At 44.6% G+C, this 17,921-nt stretch carries 9 protein-coding genes; 4 read left to right on the top strand and 5 right to left on the bottom strand.

Translation table 11 applies throughout. The annotated features are described in order from the left end of the window. The first annotated feature begins 499 nt into the window (after positions 1–499). Together E1163_RS13090 and E1163_RS13095 are read left to right on the top strand one after the other, a co-directional pair. Positions 500–4,522 (top strand): AAA domain-containing protein, encoded by a 4,023-nt coding sequence (locus E1163_RS13090; RefSeq protein ID WP_155172475.1) that lies wholly within the window; start codon positions 500–502, stop codon positions 4,520–4,522. Continuing rightward, entirely contained in the window at positions 4,509–5,345 is an 837-nt protein-coding gene (locus tag E1163_RS13095; protein ID WP_155172478.1) for a hypothetical protein, read from the top strand. The genes E1163_RS13090 and E1163_RS13095 overlap by 14 nt, the downstream gene beginning before the upstream one ends. Before the next feature lie 2 nt (positions 5,346–5,347). Here the strand turns inward: E1163_RS13095 and E1163_RS13100 are convergent, their stop codons facing one another. The 4 genes from E1163_RS13100 to E1163_RS13115 form a co-directional block, all read right to left on the bottom strand. Then, entirely contained in the window at positions 5,348–6,175 is an 828-nt protein-coding gene (locus E1163_RS13100; protein WP_155172480.1) for an ion transporter, read from the bottom strand. A 113-nt stretch (positions 6,176–6,288) separates the two neighbouring features. Next, entirely contained in the window at positions 6,289–10,524 is a 4,236-nt protein-coding gene (locus E1163_RS13105; protein ID WP_155172483.1) for a CHAT domain-containing protein, read from the bottom strand. A 66-nt stretch (positions 10,525–10,590) separates the two neighbouring features. After that, positions 10,591–12,717, bottom strand: coding sequence for a methylmalonyl-CoA mutase (scpA, locus tag E1163_RS13110; RefSeq protein WP_155172485.1), 2,127 nt, complete (start codon positions 12,715–12,717; stop codon positions 10,591–10,593). 6 nt (positions 12,718–12,723) lie between these two features. After that, positions 12,724–13,887, bottom strand: coding sequence for a methylmalonyl-CoA mutase family protein (locus tag E1163_RS13115; RefSeq protein WP_155172487.1), 1,164 nt, complete (start codon positions 13,885–13,887; stop codon positions 12,724–12,726). A gap of 267 nt (positions 13,888–14,154) precedes the next feature. Between E1163_RS13115 and dnaA the strand changes: the two genes are divergently transcribed. Continuing rightward, the gene (gene dnaA, locus E1163_RS13120; RefSeq protein ID WP_155172489.1) at positions 14,155–15,573 is read left to right on the top strand and encodes a chromosomal replication initiator protein DnaA; all 1,419 of its coding nucleotides are present in this window, start codon (positions 14,155–14,157) and stop codon (positions 15,571–15,573) included. On the opposite strand, the gene pdxR is transcribed toward dnaA, so the two are convergent. Next, positions 15,554–17,020, bottom strand: a complete 1,467-nt coding sequence (pdxR, locus tag E1163_RS13125) for a MocR-like pyridoxine biosynthesis transcription factor PdxR (RefSeq protein ID WP_155172491.1) — start codon at positions 17,018–17,020, stop codon at positions 15,554–15,556. The genes dnaA and pdxR overlap by 20 nt on opposite strands. Positions 17,021–17,105: 85 nt before the next feature. Between pdxR and E1163_RS13130 the strand changes: the two genes are divergently transcribed. Continuing rightward, positions 17,106–17,834: a pyridoxamine 5'-phosphate oxidase family protein gene (locus E1163_RS13130; RefSeq protein WP_155172493.1), complete on the top strand. Its 729-nt coding sequence runs from the start codon at positions 17,106–17,108 to the stop codon at positions 17,832–17,834. Positions 17,835–17,921: the final 87 nt, after the last annotated feature.

Raw genomic sequence — 17,921 nt, forward strand, 5'->3', positions numbered from 1 at the left:
TGCGAGACAATCGCTATTGCTAGGTATTTTTGGTACTACCTTTAGTTAATATCTTGGGATTATTAGCAGAAGTTGATTTTTGTGTAGGTAATCATTCAAACCTGAGACAGAAGTGAGTTGGATGAAATTAAAATTATTCAATGTGGCTTTCACAAGTGGGTTTGTGTCAATATCATAAAGGTCGGTGCCAGGCCCGGCCAGTAAACAAAAATGAAAGGCGATCCTGAGAGAAGCAATAACTTCCACCACACCCCCGAACAAACCGACCAGCCTCATTGTTGCTTACTGGTGTCACCGTGATAAGTTTCAACAGGTCAGTGACTTATACAATATCTATATGCCAGCCTCGTTAGTTATTGCTAAACTGGCCCCATATTTGGAATCTGGAGACTCTGCGCGCTACTTAATTTATGCAGAAAGTGTGTTGGGTTTATTTCATAGATTTGCGATTCTTAAATCAATAAAATTGTTATATTTTCCATTCTCTAATAGATAAGCAATGCACGAACTGCTAAAATCATATCTTAAGCGGCTTACCAATCTTTCCGGTAACAACAGGTCTCTGCTCCTGTTGCGTCTGCCTGCCGAGCAGTTTATTGATGTGCACGACTTTAACTTTATCACCAAGGGAGGCTCTTTTGGTATTATAGAATCCATGATTGCAGGTAAGAGCATAACTCTTGGGCCACAAATGGACAGCCGCGATGAAGATGCCAACCGGATGAGCAGGAAACTTAAAAAGCTTTCCCGGCTCGATCAGTTTATCTATGAAGAAAGAGGTTCTAAAGACCTGTACATTGGCTGGCCTTTCGTCAGGGGCAAACTGTCCGATGGTACCCTCATTCGTTGCCCGGTCTTGTTTTTCCCGGTTGAGGTAGTGGCCGTGGATAAGCAGTGGAAATTAAAACAGCGCCATGATGCCGGGGTCACCCTAAACAAATCGTTTTTACTGGCTTACGCACACTATAATAAAATACCGCTTTCCGATGACCTGCTCGACCGTAGCATGGAGGATTTTGATACGGACAGCACCATTTTCAGGACTTCGCTCTACCAACTGTTTAAGGACAGTCTCATTGAGGTCAATTTTAACCAGGAAAATTTCAGGGATGAACTGACTGCTTTTGAGGAGTTTAAAAAACCTGATTTCGAAAAGAACGAAAAGGACGGGGAGTTGAAAATGTACCCTGAAGCCGTGTTGGGTATATTCCCGCAGGCAGGGTCGTATCTGGTGCCGGATTATATGCACTTGATAGAAAATTCCAGGGTGAAGGATATTGAAGAATTTTTTCAGGCGAGGTCTGTTTATGAGGAATCAAAAGAGCAGGGGCCGGATTACTACTTTTTGAAAAGTGTGGACGAGGAGAAGACCTTCACGCCTTTTAAAATGGATGCTTACCAGGAGAATGCATTGAAAGCTATTAAAAAAGGCAACTCCATAGTGGTGCAGGGCCCTCCGGGTACCGGTAAATCCCAATTGATCTGCAACCTGGTGGCAGACCATGTAGCTATAGGCAAAAAAGTACTGGTAGTTTGCCAGAAACGTGCTGCACTTGATGTGGTTTACGACCGGATGGACGAGAAAGGGATGGCTGATTTCATGGGTCTGGTGCATGATTTCAGAAACGACAGAAAAGAGATCTATCATAAAATAGCTCGTCAGATTGAGCGCCTGGATGAGTATAAGATGAAAAACAATGGCCTGGATGCCATTCAGCTCGAGCGGAAATTCCTCCAGATCAGCAGAAGGATAGACCAGATCACAGAGGAGATGGAGGAGTTTAAATTTGCCCTGTTCGATGAAAGCGAATGCGGTGTTGCTGTAAAAGAACTCTACCTTACCTCATATATTGATAAGCCTACATTAAACCTGAAGCAGGAGTACACCCACTTCCGTTTCGATGACCTGTCGCCTTTTCTCACGCGCTTGCGGAACTACGCGAGCTACGCTCAGCTTTTTAACCGCTCGGGTTATGAATGGCTCGACAGGAAATCATTTGAAAATTTCACGGTCTCGGATTTACAGCGGTTTAATGAAATTCTCGACGAGATACCCCGGTATCAGGAAGAAATAGCCGACCAACTGGAGCAGATAACGGGTTCCAGGCTCACTCTTGATGATTGTGAAACGCTACTGAATAAGAGAGAGTTTGTGGTTGAAATGCTGGGAATATTGAAGAACGAAAAAACTTACGAGTACTTCCAGCACATGATGTCCTACTCTGATAGTGAAACCAGCAACCTTTGGCTGTCTAACACTGAGCGTGTACTGATGGAGTGCTACAAAGGGACTGGGCCTGAAACAAGTTTGCCCTCCGACCAGCTCGGTAAATTCCAGGAAGTGCTACAGCGCAATATGGTGGCGCGCAAAAGCCTTTTGCGTCTTGTGCAATGGAGGCTTTTTTCAAAAGATAAATTTTACATTAAGCGTGTACTGGTAGAGAATAACCTCAAGAGGAACCGCGAAGGTTTTAACACCATGGTGGAGAAAATCGATAACCGGTTGAACCTGGAACACAACCTCACCAAGATAAGAAAGCGTGAATGGCTGACGGATGTGCCTCAAAGCTATGAAAAGGTGCATTTGCAAAACTGGTTCCACCTGCAGAAGTTATCTGTTAAGGCAAAGCTGATATTTAGCTCCATGCGCAATTTTAAGGAGTATTTTAATGTGCAGAAGCTGACTTATGAAGAGTTGAAGTTTAAACTTGAAGAGCTTTTCAGGGTGATCAAAGAGGTACCGTTGAAAAAAGCCGAATGGCTGATGTACCTTACTAATAGCCAGATAACCAACATTACCCAGAACCCTGAGCTGGCAGCCAAGCTGAAAGCTGTGCTAAGAAATGATTTTGATGCTTTATGCGAATATGATAAGATAAGGACTGCACTTACAGGACAGGAAATACAGGTAATAGATAAAGTGATTGAAGCGGCTGAGGATTACAGCCCGGATTCCATAGAAGCGTTGTTTCAGAACAGTTTGAGGATATCCTGGATCGAGCATATTGAAACCAAATACCCCGTATTGAGATCAGTTTCATCACTCAAATTTCAAAAGCTGGAGGCTGAGCTGCAAAATCTTGTGAGGGAGAAATTGATGGTGAGCAATGACATGCTCTTGCTCAGGGCACGAGAGCGGACTTATGAAAATGTAGAATATAACCGCCTCAACAACATGGTTACCTACCGTGACCTTTACCATCAGGCCACCAAAAAGCGCAGGGTGTGGCCGTTGAGGAAAGTTATTGCCAATCATTACGAAGAGCTTTTTCAGCTTGTACCCTGCTGGATGGCATCGCCCGAGTCGGTTTCAGCTATTTTTCCGATGGCAGAAATGTTTGACCTCGTGATCTTCGATGAAGCTTCACAATGCTTTGTAGAGCGGGGTATACCGGCCATGTATCGCGGCAGACAGGTGATGGTTGCAGGTGATAACAAGCAGCTTAGGCCTAATGATCTTTACCAGGCGCGGTTTGAAGAAGAATCGGATGATAATCCTGCCCTGGAGGTCGATTCGTTGCTGGAACTGGCAGGTCACCACCTGATGAATGTACAGTTGAAAGGCCATTACCGAAGCAAATCGCTGGATTTGATAGATTTTTCAAACCGCCATTTTTACGACGGAAACTTAAAATTGCTTCCTGATCACCAGGTGGTAAATAAAAATGAACCGGCCATAAAATATGTGAAAGTGGATGGGGTGTGGGACAACAACATTAATAATGAAGAGGCCATAAAAGTGGTCGACCTCCTGGTGGAGATATTAAAAACTGATGCCACTAAGCAGGTAGGTGTCGTTACTTTTAACGCACGCCAGCAACAGCATATTATTGACATCCTTGATCAGCGATGCATGGATGAGCAGATCATAATACCTCCGACATGGTTTGTGAAAAACATTGAAAACGTTCAGGGTGATGAGAAAGACATCATCATCTTCTCGACAGCCTATGCGCCTGACAGTAGCGGCCGTATGATGATGCAGTTTGGTAACCTGAATGCAGTAAGTGGAGAAAACAGGTTGAACGTAGCTGTTACTCGGGCACGGGAAAAGGTGATCATCGTTAGCAGCATTATGCCTGGCCAGTTGAAAGTGGAAGGCGCGAAGAATGAAGGCCCCAAACTTTTAAAAGCCTATCTTGAATATGCCTGGGAAGTTTCAGAAGGTAACTTCAAAGCGGTGCCATACCCGGAGAAAAACCATCATGCGGAATGGTACCTGAAAAAGAAACTGGAAGAATGGAGCAAGTCAATTTCCAAAGATTTTCAGTTGGAGGAAGAGCTGCCTTTTGCTGACCTGACTGTGAAAAATGGTAACCATTATCTGGGACTGCTTATTACCGATGATGACCTCTATTATCAGAGCATCTCTGTAAAAGATCTTCATGTCTATACGCCATTTACACTGAGCAAGAAAAACTGGAATTTCAAAGGACTCTACAGCCGGGAGTACTGGCACAATCGAGAGCAGGTTGAAGAGACCATATTAAAATTTGTAGCTCACCACAATGTTGAAGTTTAAGCTGATAGGCCTGGCGGTAGTGTTGAAATCGATGCTGGTCAACACCTTTAACCCGGCGCCCGATGAATTTGAGGCCAACCGGGGCGAATACAGGAAAGCTACTTTTGCAGTGATAAAAAACTTTAAGGAGAGTTCAGGACTTGAGACCTATCAGGATAGTCTGCTGATCACTCATAACGATAGTGGCGGAGAAAGCGCTCTTTTTGTAACTGACCTTAAAGGTGCGATTAAAGACACCCTGCTAATAAATGCCAGAAACCGTGATTGGGAAGACATAACCCAGGACGACCAGGGAAATTATTATATTGGTGATTTTGGCAACAATGCTAACCAACGAAAGAACCTTGTTATATACAAGTACAACATCGCAGACCGGCAACTTTCAGAAATACACTTTCATTATCAGGATCAGCAACAATTTCCACCGGAGAAGCAGGAAATGAATTATGATGTGGAAGCCATGTGCTGGCATGCGGGGAAGCTTCATTTGTTTACCAAGAACAGAGGCAAAAAACAGGTAAACCACTACGCTTTGCCGGATGCACCGGGAGAGTATAGCATAAGCCCGGTTGAAAGTCTGTATTTGCCTAATCTCATAACCGGGGCAGACATCAATGAGTCGGGTGACCTTCTGGCCTTGTCGAGCTACGGGCGTATTTATTTGTTTAAGATATCGGCTACCAATACCTTCTTTAAGGGGGAATACAAGGCCCTAAGGTTCGTGCGTGGAGCTCAGATGGAAGGAATTGTTTTCGTTTCGGATACCGATTTTATTACCTCAAACGAAACTGGGAAGCTATTCTATTTCTCTAAAAAAGACTGAATTTATAACCTTCCGCCGCACTTCTTACAATATGAAGCGTCGCTGTCGTGCCCTTCTGCTCCGCAATGTGGGCATGCCTGAGTAGTTACAGGATGGAGTTCTTTTGCCTTACTCATTTCTGCAGAAACTATACCCGTGGGGACTGCAATAATGCCATAGCCTAATATCATGATCAAAGTAGCCAAAGCCTGCCCGAGTACAGTCTGAGGAGCAATGTCTCCATAGCCGACAGTAGTTAGCGTTACCACTGCCCAGTAAATGCTTTTCGGGATGCTGGTAAAGCCGTTTTCACCTCCTTCTATCAGGTACATGGCTGTCCCCAGCACTACGGTCATGGCAAAAACCGCTCCTATGAACACGATGATCTTTGGCCTGCTGGCCCTTAAAGCGGCCGTCAATTGAGAGGCCTCACCTAAAAAACGGGCAAGCTTAAATACCCGGAACACTCTGAGCAGCCTGATACTCCTGATCACCAGGAGCGAATGTGCCCCTGCGAAGAAAAGGCTGAGGAAAGTGGGTAAAATGGAAAGTAGATCAACAATACCAAAAAAGCTGACGGCATACCTCCAGGGCTTGGTGACTACAATTAACCGTGCCATGTATTCAAGGGTGAAAAGAACAGTAAAAACCCATTCGATGGTATAGAGGATGTCTCCATATTCTGCCTTGATGCCCGAGACGCTTTCTAACATGACGGCCAGTACACTGAGCAAAATAGCAATCAGCAGTACCACATCAAAAGCCTTGCCTTCAGCAGTATCGGCTTCAAAGATAACTTCGTGAAGATATGTTTTCCAGTTTTGTTTTGATGTATTGCCGGGCTGTTCCATGTGCTGCTAAAATGCTTTTTTAGGCTGTTAAAGTCAATGTAATCAATAGAAATAAAAAAGCTGTTCCCGTTTTATCAACATGGAACAGCTTTTCTTGTTTGAGTTATAAATTATTAATCCAGCCCTATCATAATAAACGATCCCCAATAAATAGGATCAGGATATTCAGTTCTGAGTTCTTTTTTGGCCTCTATGAACGACTGTCTTTTCTTTCCGGTTTCCAGCCATTTTTTGTAAAATTTGGTCATCAGCAGTTGGGTTGCCTTGTCATCTACTTTAAACATACTCATGATCAGCGTTTTGGCACCTGCTACCAGGAAGGCGCGCTGTAAGCCATAAACACCCTCCCCAACAGCAAGCTCGCCCAGGCCTGTTTCGCATGCACTTAATACCACCAGTTCTGTTTGGTCAAGGTTGAGGTTCATGGCTTCATAGGCCGTAAGTATACCACTTTCAATGTTGTAGTTGTAAGCCGTTTTATTCAAAAGGTCTCCGGCGCCGGTCAGCAAAAGACCGGTGCGCAGCAAGGGGTTTTGGGCAGCTTCCGATTCACTTTGCATGATCTCATCAGACGTGTCCAGCTCTTTTACAGGTGTGAAAAAGCCGTGCGTTGCAATGTGAAATACCTTCGGGTTATCCAGTCTTTTGATTTGCTCCTCATTAGCCTCCTGCTCCATGTATGAGTTGGTTGTCCATCCCTTATTGCTGAGCAAGTCCCGAAGTTCGCGTACCTCACGCTCCGTGCCGGGCAGGGCATTGATGTCTCCCGAATTCGAAGCCAGATAGAAGGCCGGGTTCCCGAACATTGAGGCCCTTTTTTCTTCCTGCACCAGTTGGGTCTTTACCTGTCTCAGGTAAATGTCTTTGGTGTTGCTTACCAGGATTATATTGGAGTTATCGATCACATACTTATCATCAGTTACAGGTATGGCTTCAAGGTTGATCTGGTTATAGACACCATCGGCCGAAAGGTAAATAGTGGGGTATGCACCGGCTATGTTTTTCAAAGGCGCCCAGTAGTTGTCATAAGAGTATCTGTCCTTTACCTTAAAAGTGATGCTGTTTCTATAAAACTTGAAGAATTTATTCTCAAGGTCATGGCCATTTTTGATCAGCACTACTTCTGGTTCCGATTGCTCTTTTTCATGTTTGATGTAGATGGCAGCATATACTACCGAATCAGTAAATACATGGTCAAAATAACGGTACCTCACCATTTCAATAGCTATTTCGTTAGGTTTAAGTGCTTTTTGCACATTTTGCCATACGATAGTCTTATCCTCAAAGCTGGAGCTAAAAAGTTCGGATTTTTGGCTCAGGTCTTTTTCCAGTTGCTCCACTTCATGAGACAGTGCTACCGGGTCGATCTGGTTTTCAGTAAGCTGCTCCACACTCATGGACAGTACGTTGGTCAGGTGCTCCTTCTTTGCCAGCCAGTCATTGTACTTGCTTTTCAGCTCCTCGTCACTGCTGGTAAGTATCCTTTCCCTGATTTTTATAGATGAGTTTAATAGTATGGCTTTGGTAAGCAGTGCATTGTTGTATACCGAGCCTACTACCTTTTTGTCAGTATCTTTCAGGTTAAAGGCCAGTGTATTGTAAAACTCAAAGTCAGGACGAATGGTGTTCCAGTACTTGGCCTTCTCCCTTTCGCTAAGTGCCGGGAAGAAATCCCTGATAAAGTTTCCATAGTTGACCAGTGCTTCTTCTATGAATTTCTTGGCATTGCGGCTGTCCCCTTCCATATAATAGACCTTGCTGAGTTTGGAGAGTATCTTTACATATTCGGGGTGGTTATTATTGAAAAATTTCTCATACAGCTTCTTGGCCTTTTCGTAATTCTCCTCAGCCAGATCAAACTTCCGTTGCAGATAATAGATATCACCGGTAAGGGTGTAAATGCTGGCGGCGTTGATGTTGTTTCTGCGACCGACTTTAGCAACCCATATGTTTTCCGCTAGTGTAAGGGCATTAAAAGCTTCATCAAACCTTTTTTGAGAGATGTAAACCTTAGAAAGTTCTGTTAAAATATTCGCATACTGAGGATTACGGGTCCCTAGCTTGCCGGCAATGATATTTTTGGCTTCATCCATCAGTTTTTCCACATCTTTCAGGTTGTCCCCTTTGTAGAAGCGGATGAGGGCCAGTTGTGTGATGGAGTTGCCAACATCCACATGCTGCCTCCCGAACTGGGCCTCCTGTATTTTGATGGCCCTTTCTGCATTGGCCTGTGCTTTTTCATAGTCTCCGATGCTGGTGTATATTTCCGAAAGCAGCAGGAGGGAAGGCGCTATCTTGGAAGAATTGCTTCCAAAAATACTTTCACCAATAGCCAGTGCACGTTGAGCAGTTTTTTCAGCCTCAGGATATTCACCGGCTATTAATTTTAGTCTGCCCTTGTTAACCAAAGGTCCTACAAGCCTTCTGGATTGGCGGCCGTAGCGTACCTCATAAGTAGAAATGAGCTTTTGTAGCAGCCTCTCGGTCTCGGTATACCTGCCAAGGGTAATGTACAGGCTGGCCAGTTCCTCAGTGGCATTAAGCTCGTTATAATTTACAGTAGACTCAGCCCTGGTCAATAATTTTTGGGAACGCTCCAGTGTTACCTCCGCATCATCAAACAAGCCTTGAATTGCCTTTAGTTTGGCACTCGTTTCCATAGCACTCACATAATCGGCAACCCGTTTTTCATTGCGTCTTTCCCTTTCCAGTATTTCAGTCGACTTGGTAATATTCTCCTGGGCCTTATCATATTCTCCCAGTTTGATTTGCAGCTTGGCTATTTCATTCAGTTCCACACCATAATCAGGATCCTGGTCATCGTACTTGGAGCGGGCAGCGTCAAGAGCCCTGTCCAGTGCAGCCGACGCTTTGGCATATTGGTCGGTACTCTCGTAGAAGGAGGAGATGTGGTTGAGTATGTTTACATAGTCCTTGTGCCACGGGTCTATCTCCTTACTTACAATTTCGAAGAAACTTTCATTATAGATCTTCTCAGCTTCTTTGATCTTATCTGTGAAGTCAAGATAGTAGTTGGCCAGTTCAATTTTTGCCAGATGGTATTCGGGGGAGTTTTCCCCATATAATGTTTTCTTGATCTCAATGATATCCGCAAGGTTCTTTTCTGCACCCATGAAGTTCTGGTTCTGTCTTGTGAGTCTGTAGAGGAAGTCCAGGATGTCAATGGTCTTTTTATGGTTTCTGGGAAGTGCCCTCGTGGAGGCCAGTATGGCATACGCCTGTGTCTCCAGATTTTTCGTTCTCTCTTTTACAAGCTTGGAGTCAAACTCAATAGTTTCCAGGTTGAGGTAGTGGAGGCTGGTTTTTGCAAAATTTCTTTTTATCGCCTTTTCATACTCCACCTTAAGGCTACGATACTTTGCTTTGTTATCATTAAGTAAATACTGCTTCAAAAGAGCCTCGAAGAGCTCAAAAGCCAGGTAATGCGACTCTTCGTGCTGTCTTTTCAGGTTAGACAGTGATTTTTCAAATTTGATGTTGTTAGGCATCTTGTCTACGTCTATACCATTTTCAACCAGCAGCTTGCCATGTAAATACTGGTTGTTGATATAATAAACACTGGTGTTACCCAAATTGGAATCGATCCACTCTTCCGCCCTTACAAATGCACTGTCTGCACTGTTGTAGTTCCCTTTTTTTCTAAAAGTGTTGGCTTTAAGGGTCAGCAAAGTTGCATAGTCCCCCAGCCTTTCACCTACTTCCTCTTCAGAAAGCCTCCGTGTTTTTAACTTCCCCGATTCATCTACATAAGTCTCTTTGAGCACCGCCCTGCTTTGAAAGTAATCCAGTTGGCTATTGATAAATGAAAGCGCTTTTCGGTAATAACCCTGGCCGGACAATACTTCTGCACGGGTCAGGTTTATTTGGGCCTGCATTTTATCATCCAGTTTATCCGATGATTTCAACGTCTTTTCCGCGGCATCTACATGCTCCTGGGCACTTACGTAGTTGCCGTAGTGGGCCAGGATCTCTGCTACTTCCAGTTGGTTTTGAGCATGCTTTACGCTGCCTTCACCATTTACGGCCAGGCTTACCTGTAGTGCCTGTTGAATACTATTGTCAAAATCTACCAATACACCCACTGCCAGGTTGAACCTGGCTTCTCTGAGGTAGTACTGCGGCATGTACTCATTGTTGGTACCTAGTTTTTTTGATAATTTCTTCTTGAATTTGGCCAGGGTCTTTTTGGCTTTTACATAATCACCCTCTTCATATTGAGCATCAGCTTTATCCAGGTATTTGTCCCAATTTTGGGCATAACTTACTGAGCACAAGAATAGAAGCATAAAGACAAAACCTGCCTTAAAGCCTGTGTAATTAAAATCCATGACACGTATATTTAGTTTCGGGGAAGCTTGTTCCTATATAAATATAATAATTTAGACTATTACTTTTTAGCTTTTTAGCAATTTGTTCAGAATGTCCTTCGCCGCTTCTGCAATCACAGTCCCGGGACCGAATATTCCGCTAACCCCGGCTTTATATAAATAGTCATAGTCTTTAGGAGGAATTACCCCTCCGGCAATAACCATAATGTCTTCCCGGCCAAGTTTATTAAGAGCATTGATCAGCTCAGGGATCAGGGTTTTATGTCCTGCTGCAAGGCTGGAAGCCCCGATTACATGCACATCATTTTCCGCAGCCTGCTGAGCTACCTCTTCCGGGGTCTGGAACAATGGCCCGATATCCACATCGAATCCCAGGTCTGCAAAACTTGTGGCAATTACTTTTGCCCCGCGATCGTGACCATCCTGACCCATTTTGGCTACCATGATCCGAGGTCTTCTACCTTCTTCTTCGGCAAACTGATCCGAGAGGGCCTTGGCCTCTTTAAAGTTGTTGTCCATTTTTACTTCTCCTGAATAGATTCCTGAAATTGATCTTATAGTAGCTTTGTGTCGGCCATAGACCTCTTCCATGGCATCAGAGATCTCGCCAAGTGTTGCCCTTTTTCTGGCTGCGTCCACGGCCAGCTCCAGCAGGTTGCCCTGGCCGGATTTAGCAGATTCTGTTAGTGCCCGGAGTGACTGCTGAACCTCTTCATTGTTGCGCTCAGCCTTCATCTTATTCAGCCTTTCAATTTGTTGGTTCCTCACACGGGTGTTGTCCACTTCAAGAATGTCGAAGTCAGGTTCCTCATCAGTCTGGTATTTGTTTACACCCACGATAATGTCTTTTCCCGAATCTATCCTGGCCTGCTTTCGGGCGGCGGCTTCTTCGATTCTCATTTTAGGCACACCACTTTCTATCGCTTTGGCCATACCTCCCAGCTCTTCAACTTCCTCAATCAATGCCCAGGCTTTATCTACAAGTTCGGCAGTGAGGCTTTCTACATAGTATGAGCCTCCCCACGGGTCCACTACATGAGTGATGCCGGTTTCATTTTGCAGGTAAAGCTGAGTATTACGAGCTATTCTGGCCGAGAAGTCAGTAGGCAGGGCTATGGCTTCATCCAGTGCGTTGGTGTGTAAAGATTGGGTATGGCCCAATGCTGCAGCAAGCGCCTCAACACAGGTACGCGTAACATTATTATAAGGGTCCTGTTCGGTCAGGCTCCAACCCGAAGTCTGGCAGTGTGTCCTCAGTGCCATGGATTTGGGGTTCTTGGGGTTGAATTGCTTTACGATCCTCGCCCAAAGTAATCTGCCTGCGCGCATTTTGGCTATTTCCATAAAATGGTTCATGCCAATGGCCCAGAAGAATGACAATCGCGGGGCAAACACATCAATGTCCATACCGGCGTTAATTCCGGTTCTCAGGTACTCCAACCCATCGGCCAGTGTATAGGCCAGTTCGATATCGGCCGTTGCGCCGGCTTCCTGCATATGATAACCGCTGATACTGATGGAGTTGAACCGCGGCATATTTTTAGAAGTATATTCAAAAATATCCGCAATGATCTTCATGGAAGGCAGGGGAGGGTATATATAAGTGTTCCTCACCATAAATTCTTTCAGAATATCGTTCTGGATAGTGCCGCTTAGTTGCTCTGGTTTTACGCCCTGCTCTTCTGCCGCAGCTATATAAAATGCCATAACAGGCAGCACGGCACCATTCATAGTCATGGATACAGACATTTTATCCAGCGGGATCTGATCGAAGAGTACTTTCATATCCAGTACGGAGTCGATGGCCACCCCGGCCTTGCCTACATCACCGGCTACTCTTGGATGATCAGAATCGTAACCGCGGTGGGTGGCGAGGTCAAAGGCAACAGAAAGTCCTTTTTGTCCTGCGGCCAGGTTTCTTCTGTAAAAAGCATTAGACTCTTCGGCAGTGGAGAAACCTGCGTACTGACGTATCGTCCATGGTCTGCCAGCATACATGGTGGAATAGGGGCCTCTCAGGTAAGGAGGTATACCCGCCGAATAACCGGTGTGTTTTAGTTTTTCAAAATCTTTCTTTGTGTAGAAAGATTGTATATCTATTTTTTCTGCTGATGCTGTAGTAGTAGCCTGATGTGAATTTTCCTTTTCAGGGGTGAATTCGTTGTATTTTATATGGGTAAAATCTGGTTGCATAGGTAGTTATTGTATCTCTTCTTTTTCCTGTTTTACTTTTTCCTGGAATTTCTGCCAGGCCGTTCGGGCCAGCTTGTCGGTAAGTACCTCCAGGTAGTAAGATCCTGCCGCAGGATCGTTGGTTTTATTGAAATAAGATTCTTCTTTCAGGATAGAACTTACATTGCGGGCTATCCGCACCATGAGGGTGTTGCTGTAGTCCTCAGGCTCAACCAATAAACTGTCGCATCCACCCAATATGGCAGACATAGCCGCTGTGGTTGCTTTCAGCATATTGGCGTGAGGCTGGTATTTCTCTTCTGTCCAGGCCGGTGAAATGGCATGTATGTGCAGGTTTTCAGGGTTAAAACCGTCTGCCTTGTAGGCCTGGCTGAGCTGGAAAAACAGGTTCCTTAGAGCCCTGGCCTTGGCAATCTCCCCAAAATAGTCTGTAGATACCTGCAGACCGAAGGTGATTTTTGAAAGGATCTGGTGAATATCAAGTTGAGTGGCTTCGAAAGCATTGATTACTGAAACAGTAGAGTGTAACAGATGGGCAATAGCGGAAGAGGCAGTTTGCTCCGTTGACATTATGCTCAATGACAGCAGGCCGGGCAGGTTAATGGTAGCTTTAAAAGCCTCCAGGTAATTGTCAGGGGACTGGTGGCCTTCGCTGAGGAAGATAATACCTGAAACCGATTGATGGTCAATGCCTTTGCTATCGATTAAATCGGTATAAGCTGCCAGATGTTCTTTGAAGTCAGCACCTAAAACGAAAGAAATACTGCAATAATCTATTAAAATATCATCAAGCAGGTCGGTAAGCGAAATCCCCTGGGCCCGGGTGAGGTCAAAGATAATTCCGTCAGCGCCATTATTGAGAGCTTCCAGTGCTTGTTTGTTTGCTGTTTTGGAGTCTGTTACAATGATTTTCTGAAGGTTTTCCCAGTACCTGTTCTCACCCGTAGGGTTTTCCTTTAGGATAAGCCTGTTTTGAAAAGCCTCAATATTTTCAATGGCCTTTAGATCACTGTTATCATAGTAGGGTTCGAGGGTGATTTTGTCGTCAAAATTCCAGTTATATTTTTCAAAAACATCTTCACCTTTCAGGTCAGAGGTGGCTTTTTTTACCCAATCCTCTTTGGAAGAATTTTTAAAGTCAATAAATAAATTTTTTTGTCGTTCACTCATTAATATATATGTAAGGTTATAAGGTAAAGTTAATTGTTTTGGATTACTTATGAGAAATGAGCCAAGATAATATTATTACCTGCGTAACTATTTCAATTATACATTTTGAAGAAATCGTATTCTTTTATTGGACTAAGAAAATTAAGTGTGAAATGTTTGAAAAATAGAGATGTAGAGCGCTTTTATGTTCGTGATTTTTTTTACAAATTTGTTACCCTTTTCTCTTAGAGGGTTTAGATACTAACCAATCTTATAGAATAACAATACATGCACATTGATTGTGAAACGGTTTGGAGTGATTGTCTACGGGTGATCAAGGATAACGTGGCGGAGCAAAGTTTCAACACTTGGTTTCAGCCAATCGTGCCTTTAAAGTGCGCGGACGATGTTTTGACTATTCAGGTTCCGAGCCAGTTTTTCTATGAATGGCTTGAGGAGCATTACGTGCATGTACTGAAGAAAGCGATAATAGCAGTGATGGGGCCAAAAGCCCGCCTGGAATATTCTGTTATCGTGGATAGGGGAAACAGTAAATCCCAACCCTTATCGGTTAGTCTTCCTAATCGTACACCTTCCAAGAACTACAATACCGGTAATGGTAAGGACGAGTATATCTCTCCGTTTCAGTTAAAGTCGGTAGACTCCCTTTATCAGCAGTCTCAGTTGAACCCCAACAATACCTTTGATTCGTATATCGAAGGTGATTGCAACAGACTGGCAAGGTCTGCCGGGTATGCAGTTGCTCAAAAGCCAGGGGTTACTTCCTTTAATCCGCTGATGCTTTACGGAGGGGTAGGCCTGGGTAAGACTCACCTGGTACAGGCTATTGGTAATGAAATTAAGAATAATCTTTCTGACCGCTTTGTCCTGTACGTTTCGTCTGAGAAGTTCACCAATCAGTTTATCGATGCTTTGAGGAACAACAAAACGCAGGAGTTCCAGAATTTTTACATGCAGGTGGATATCCTGATCATTGACGATGTACAGTTCCTGGCAGGAAAGGAAAGAACACAGGAAATATTTTTCCATATCTTCAACCACCTGCATCAGGCCGGTAAGCAGATCGTAATGACCAGCGATTGTCCGCCGCGGGACCTGAAAGGTTTGCAGGAAAGACTACTGTCCAGATTTAAATGGGGGCTGACTGCTGACTTGCAGCAACCTGACTATGAAACCCGGGTGGCAATCATCCAGCGAAAAATGCAGTCGGATGGTATCTACATCCCTGAAAACGTAATAGAATACCTCGCTTACAGTGTTGATACCAACATCAGAGAGCTGGAAGGCGTGCTGATCTCTTTGATCGCACATGCATCACTCAACCGAGTGGATATTGACCTGGAGCTTGCCAAGCAAACCCTCAAGAATATCGTTCATGATATAGAAACAGAGGTTGGCATTGACTATATCCAAAAGACTGTTGCTGAATTCTTCAAAGTAGAGGTGGCCTCACTGAAAGATAAGATCCGTAAAAAGGAAATAGTAATAGCCAGGCAGGTAGCGATGTATTTTGCTAAAGAATACACCAATCATTCTTTAAAAGCTATAGGCTACCATTTCGGAGGTCGCGACCATAGTACAGTTATCCATGCCGTACAGTCTGTCAATGATATGATGGATACCAACGCTTCATTTAAGGCCTCTGTGGAGGAGCTGAAGAAAAAACTCAAGATGCGGGCTGTTTAATAATAGCCCCGGCCAGAATATCAATAGCCGTATTTATCTCTTCTTCATTTATGGAGGCAAACCCCAGGCGCATCGCATTAAGGTTGTTGATAAAGTCGTGGTTTACATTAAGATAAAGTCCCTTCTTTAAACACTCAGCTATCAAAGATTCAGCATCAGGCTTTACGCCGTTACGAAACTTCACCCAAACGGCCATGCCTCCTTCAGGTACTTTAAATTCAACATAGTCACCGAGTTTTTCTGTTAAGAGCCTGCAAATCAGATTCCTCCTCAGAAGGTAAATTTTGAGGGTTTTCTTCAGGTGGCGTTGAAGTTCTCCATTTTCTATCGCCAGGGCCAGCACATGTTCCATTACCGGGTCGCCCTGCCGGTCAATAATGCCTCTGATCTTGCTGAGTTCGTCTATGATCCTGCGGGATGACACCACATAGCCGATCCGGATGGCCGGAGCGAAGATCTTGCTAAAAGAACCGATATAGATTACATGTTCATGGTGATTGAGGCTTGCAAGGGGAAGCAGCGGGCTGCTGCTGTAGTGGAAATCATAATCGTAATCATCTTCTATGATGGCAAAATTGTATTTCAAGGCCAGTTCAAGTAACTGAATCCTCCGCTCGGCTGACAAGGTGACCGTAGTAGGGTAATGATGGTGAGGAGTAATGTAAACCACACTTACTTTTGTGGTTTTTAACAGGCTTTCCAATGCATCAATATCGAGTCCGTATTCATCTACACCAATGCGCTTTAATTTGCCCCCGAGATGCTCAATACTCCAGTCGGCCGAATCATAACTGCTATGGCCTACCACCACCACATCATTTTTGTTGAGGAGTACATTTAAGATCATATAAATGCCCATCTGGCTCCCTCGTGTGATCAGAATGTTATCCTTGCTGATATTCATGCCGCGAGTTTCGGAGAGGTACTGGCTTAGTGTGATCCGTAATTTTTCATCACCACGGGCGTCGCCATATTTTAGAAAGTTCTTGCCATAACTGCTTCCGGATAATGAGCGACATTCTTTATATATCCAGTCGATAGGAGCAAGCCGTGGGTCGGGTGTGCCCGAGTTGGTTTCTATTGTATGTTTAGGTTTCGTCTTATAATTAGCAAAACCGGTCGATTTTATCTGTAAAGTTTCAGAGCCGGCAGTCTTTTCATGGGCACCCAGCACATGAGGCTTGACGATGGGGAGTTTGCCTGATACAAAAGTCCCACGCGAAGGAAAGGACTCAAACCACCCCTGGGCCATCAGCTCGTCATAAGCCTGTACCACGGTTTTTCTGTTTACCCCTAAAGTATCGGACATGGCCCGGGTGCCGGGCACTTTGGTGCTTTTGGCCAGACGGCCACTGGTAATCTCGCGCACTATCGCATTTACTATTTGCAGGTACAGAGGGGTGCCTGAGCTGCTGTCTAACCTGATAACTGTCTTCCATGGAAACATAACCGGACCCTTTGATAAGTTAAAAATGGCACCCAAAGATACTCCGTTTAGTCATTAGTTTTACATGAGTTAAACACAATTTCTTATGGAGCAATTTGAAGTAACAACCAGAAACAAGGTAAAGAGAGTCCCTGAAAGAGGCCATTACGACAAGTCTACGGTCTATGAAATACTTGATGCAGGCTTTTTGTGCCACATCAGCTTCGTGGTTGACGGGCGTCCGATGATTATCCCCACATTTTATGGAAGGGAAGGAAATCAACTATATATCCATGGGGCCACTACCAGCAGGATGATCAAAAACCTGGAAGAGGGTGTGCCCATGACCCTTGCGGTAAGTCATGTTGACGGACTGGTACTGGCCCGGTCTGCCTTTCATCACTCCATGAACTACAGGTCTGTTGTGGTATTCGGTACAGCTCGGGTGGTGGCTGACGAAGATAAAGACCATGCACTATATGTAATGTCCGAACACCTGATCGAGGGACGCTGGCAGGAGGTAAGGCCTCCCAATGCCAAGGAATTAAAAGCCACCACAGTGCTGGCCATTGAAATGGAGCAGGCTTCTGCAAAGATCAGGACAGGCCCTCCTAAAGACGATAAAGAGGACTACGATACAGATATATGGGCAGGTGTGGTGCCCTTGGGTATGGGTATTGGTTCTCCGGAAAGGGACGAGCTTTTAAAGCCCCATATCAGTATGCCTGAGTCTGTGCGTAAATATATTGCTGAAAAGGATCAGGGGTTCAGGCTGGTCGATCATTTGAGGAATGATAACGGGCATTCATTGAGTAACGCCATCTGGTATAAATAATTTTCAGAATTTCTTGCAACAGGTTGCTCTTAAAGCCTGATGCTACTCCGGCCGCCTGGCTATATGGGAAGGGCACCAGGTTTGGGG

The sequence above is a fragment of the Fulvivirga kasyanovii genome, from assembly GCF_009711405.1.
Taxonomy (GTDB): Bacteria; Bacteroidota; Bacteroidia; order Cytophagales; family Cyclobacteriaceae; genus Fulvivirga; species Fulvivirga kasyanovii.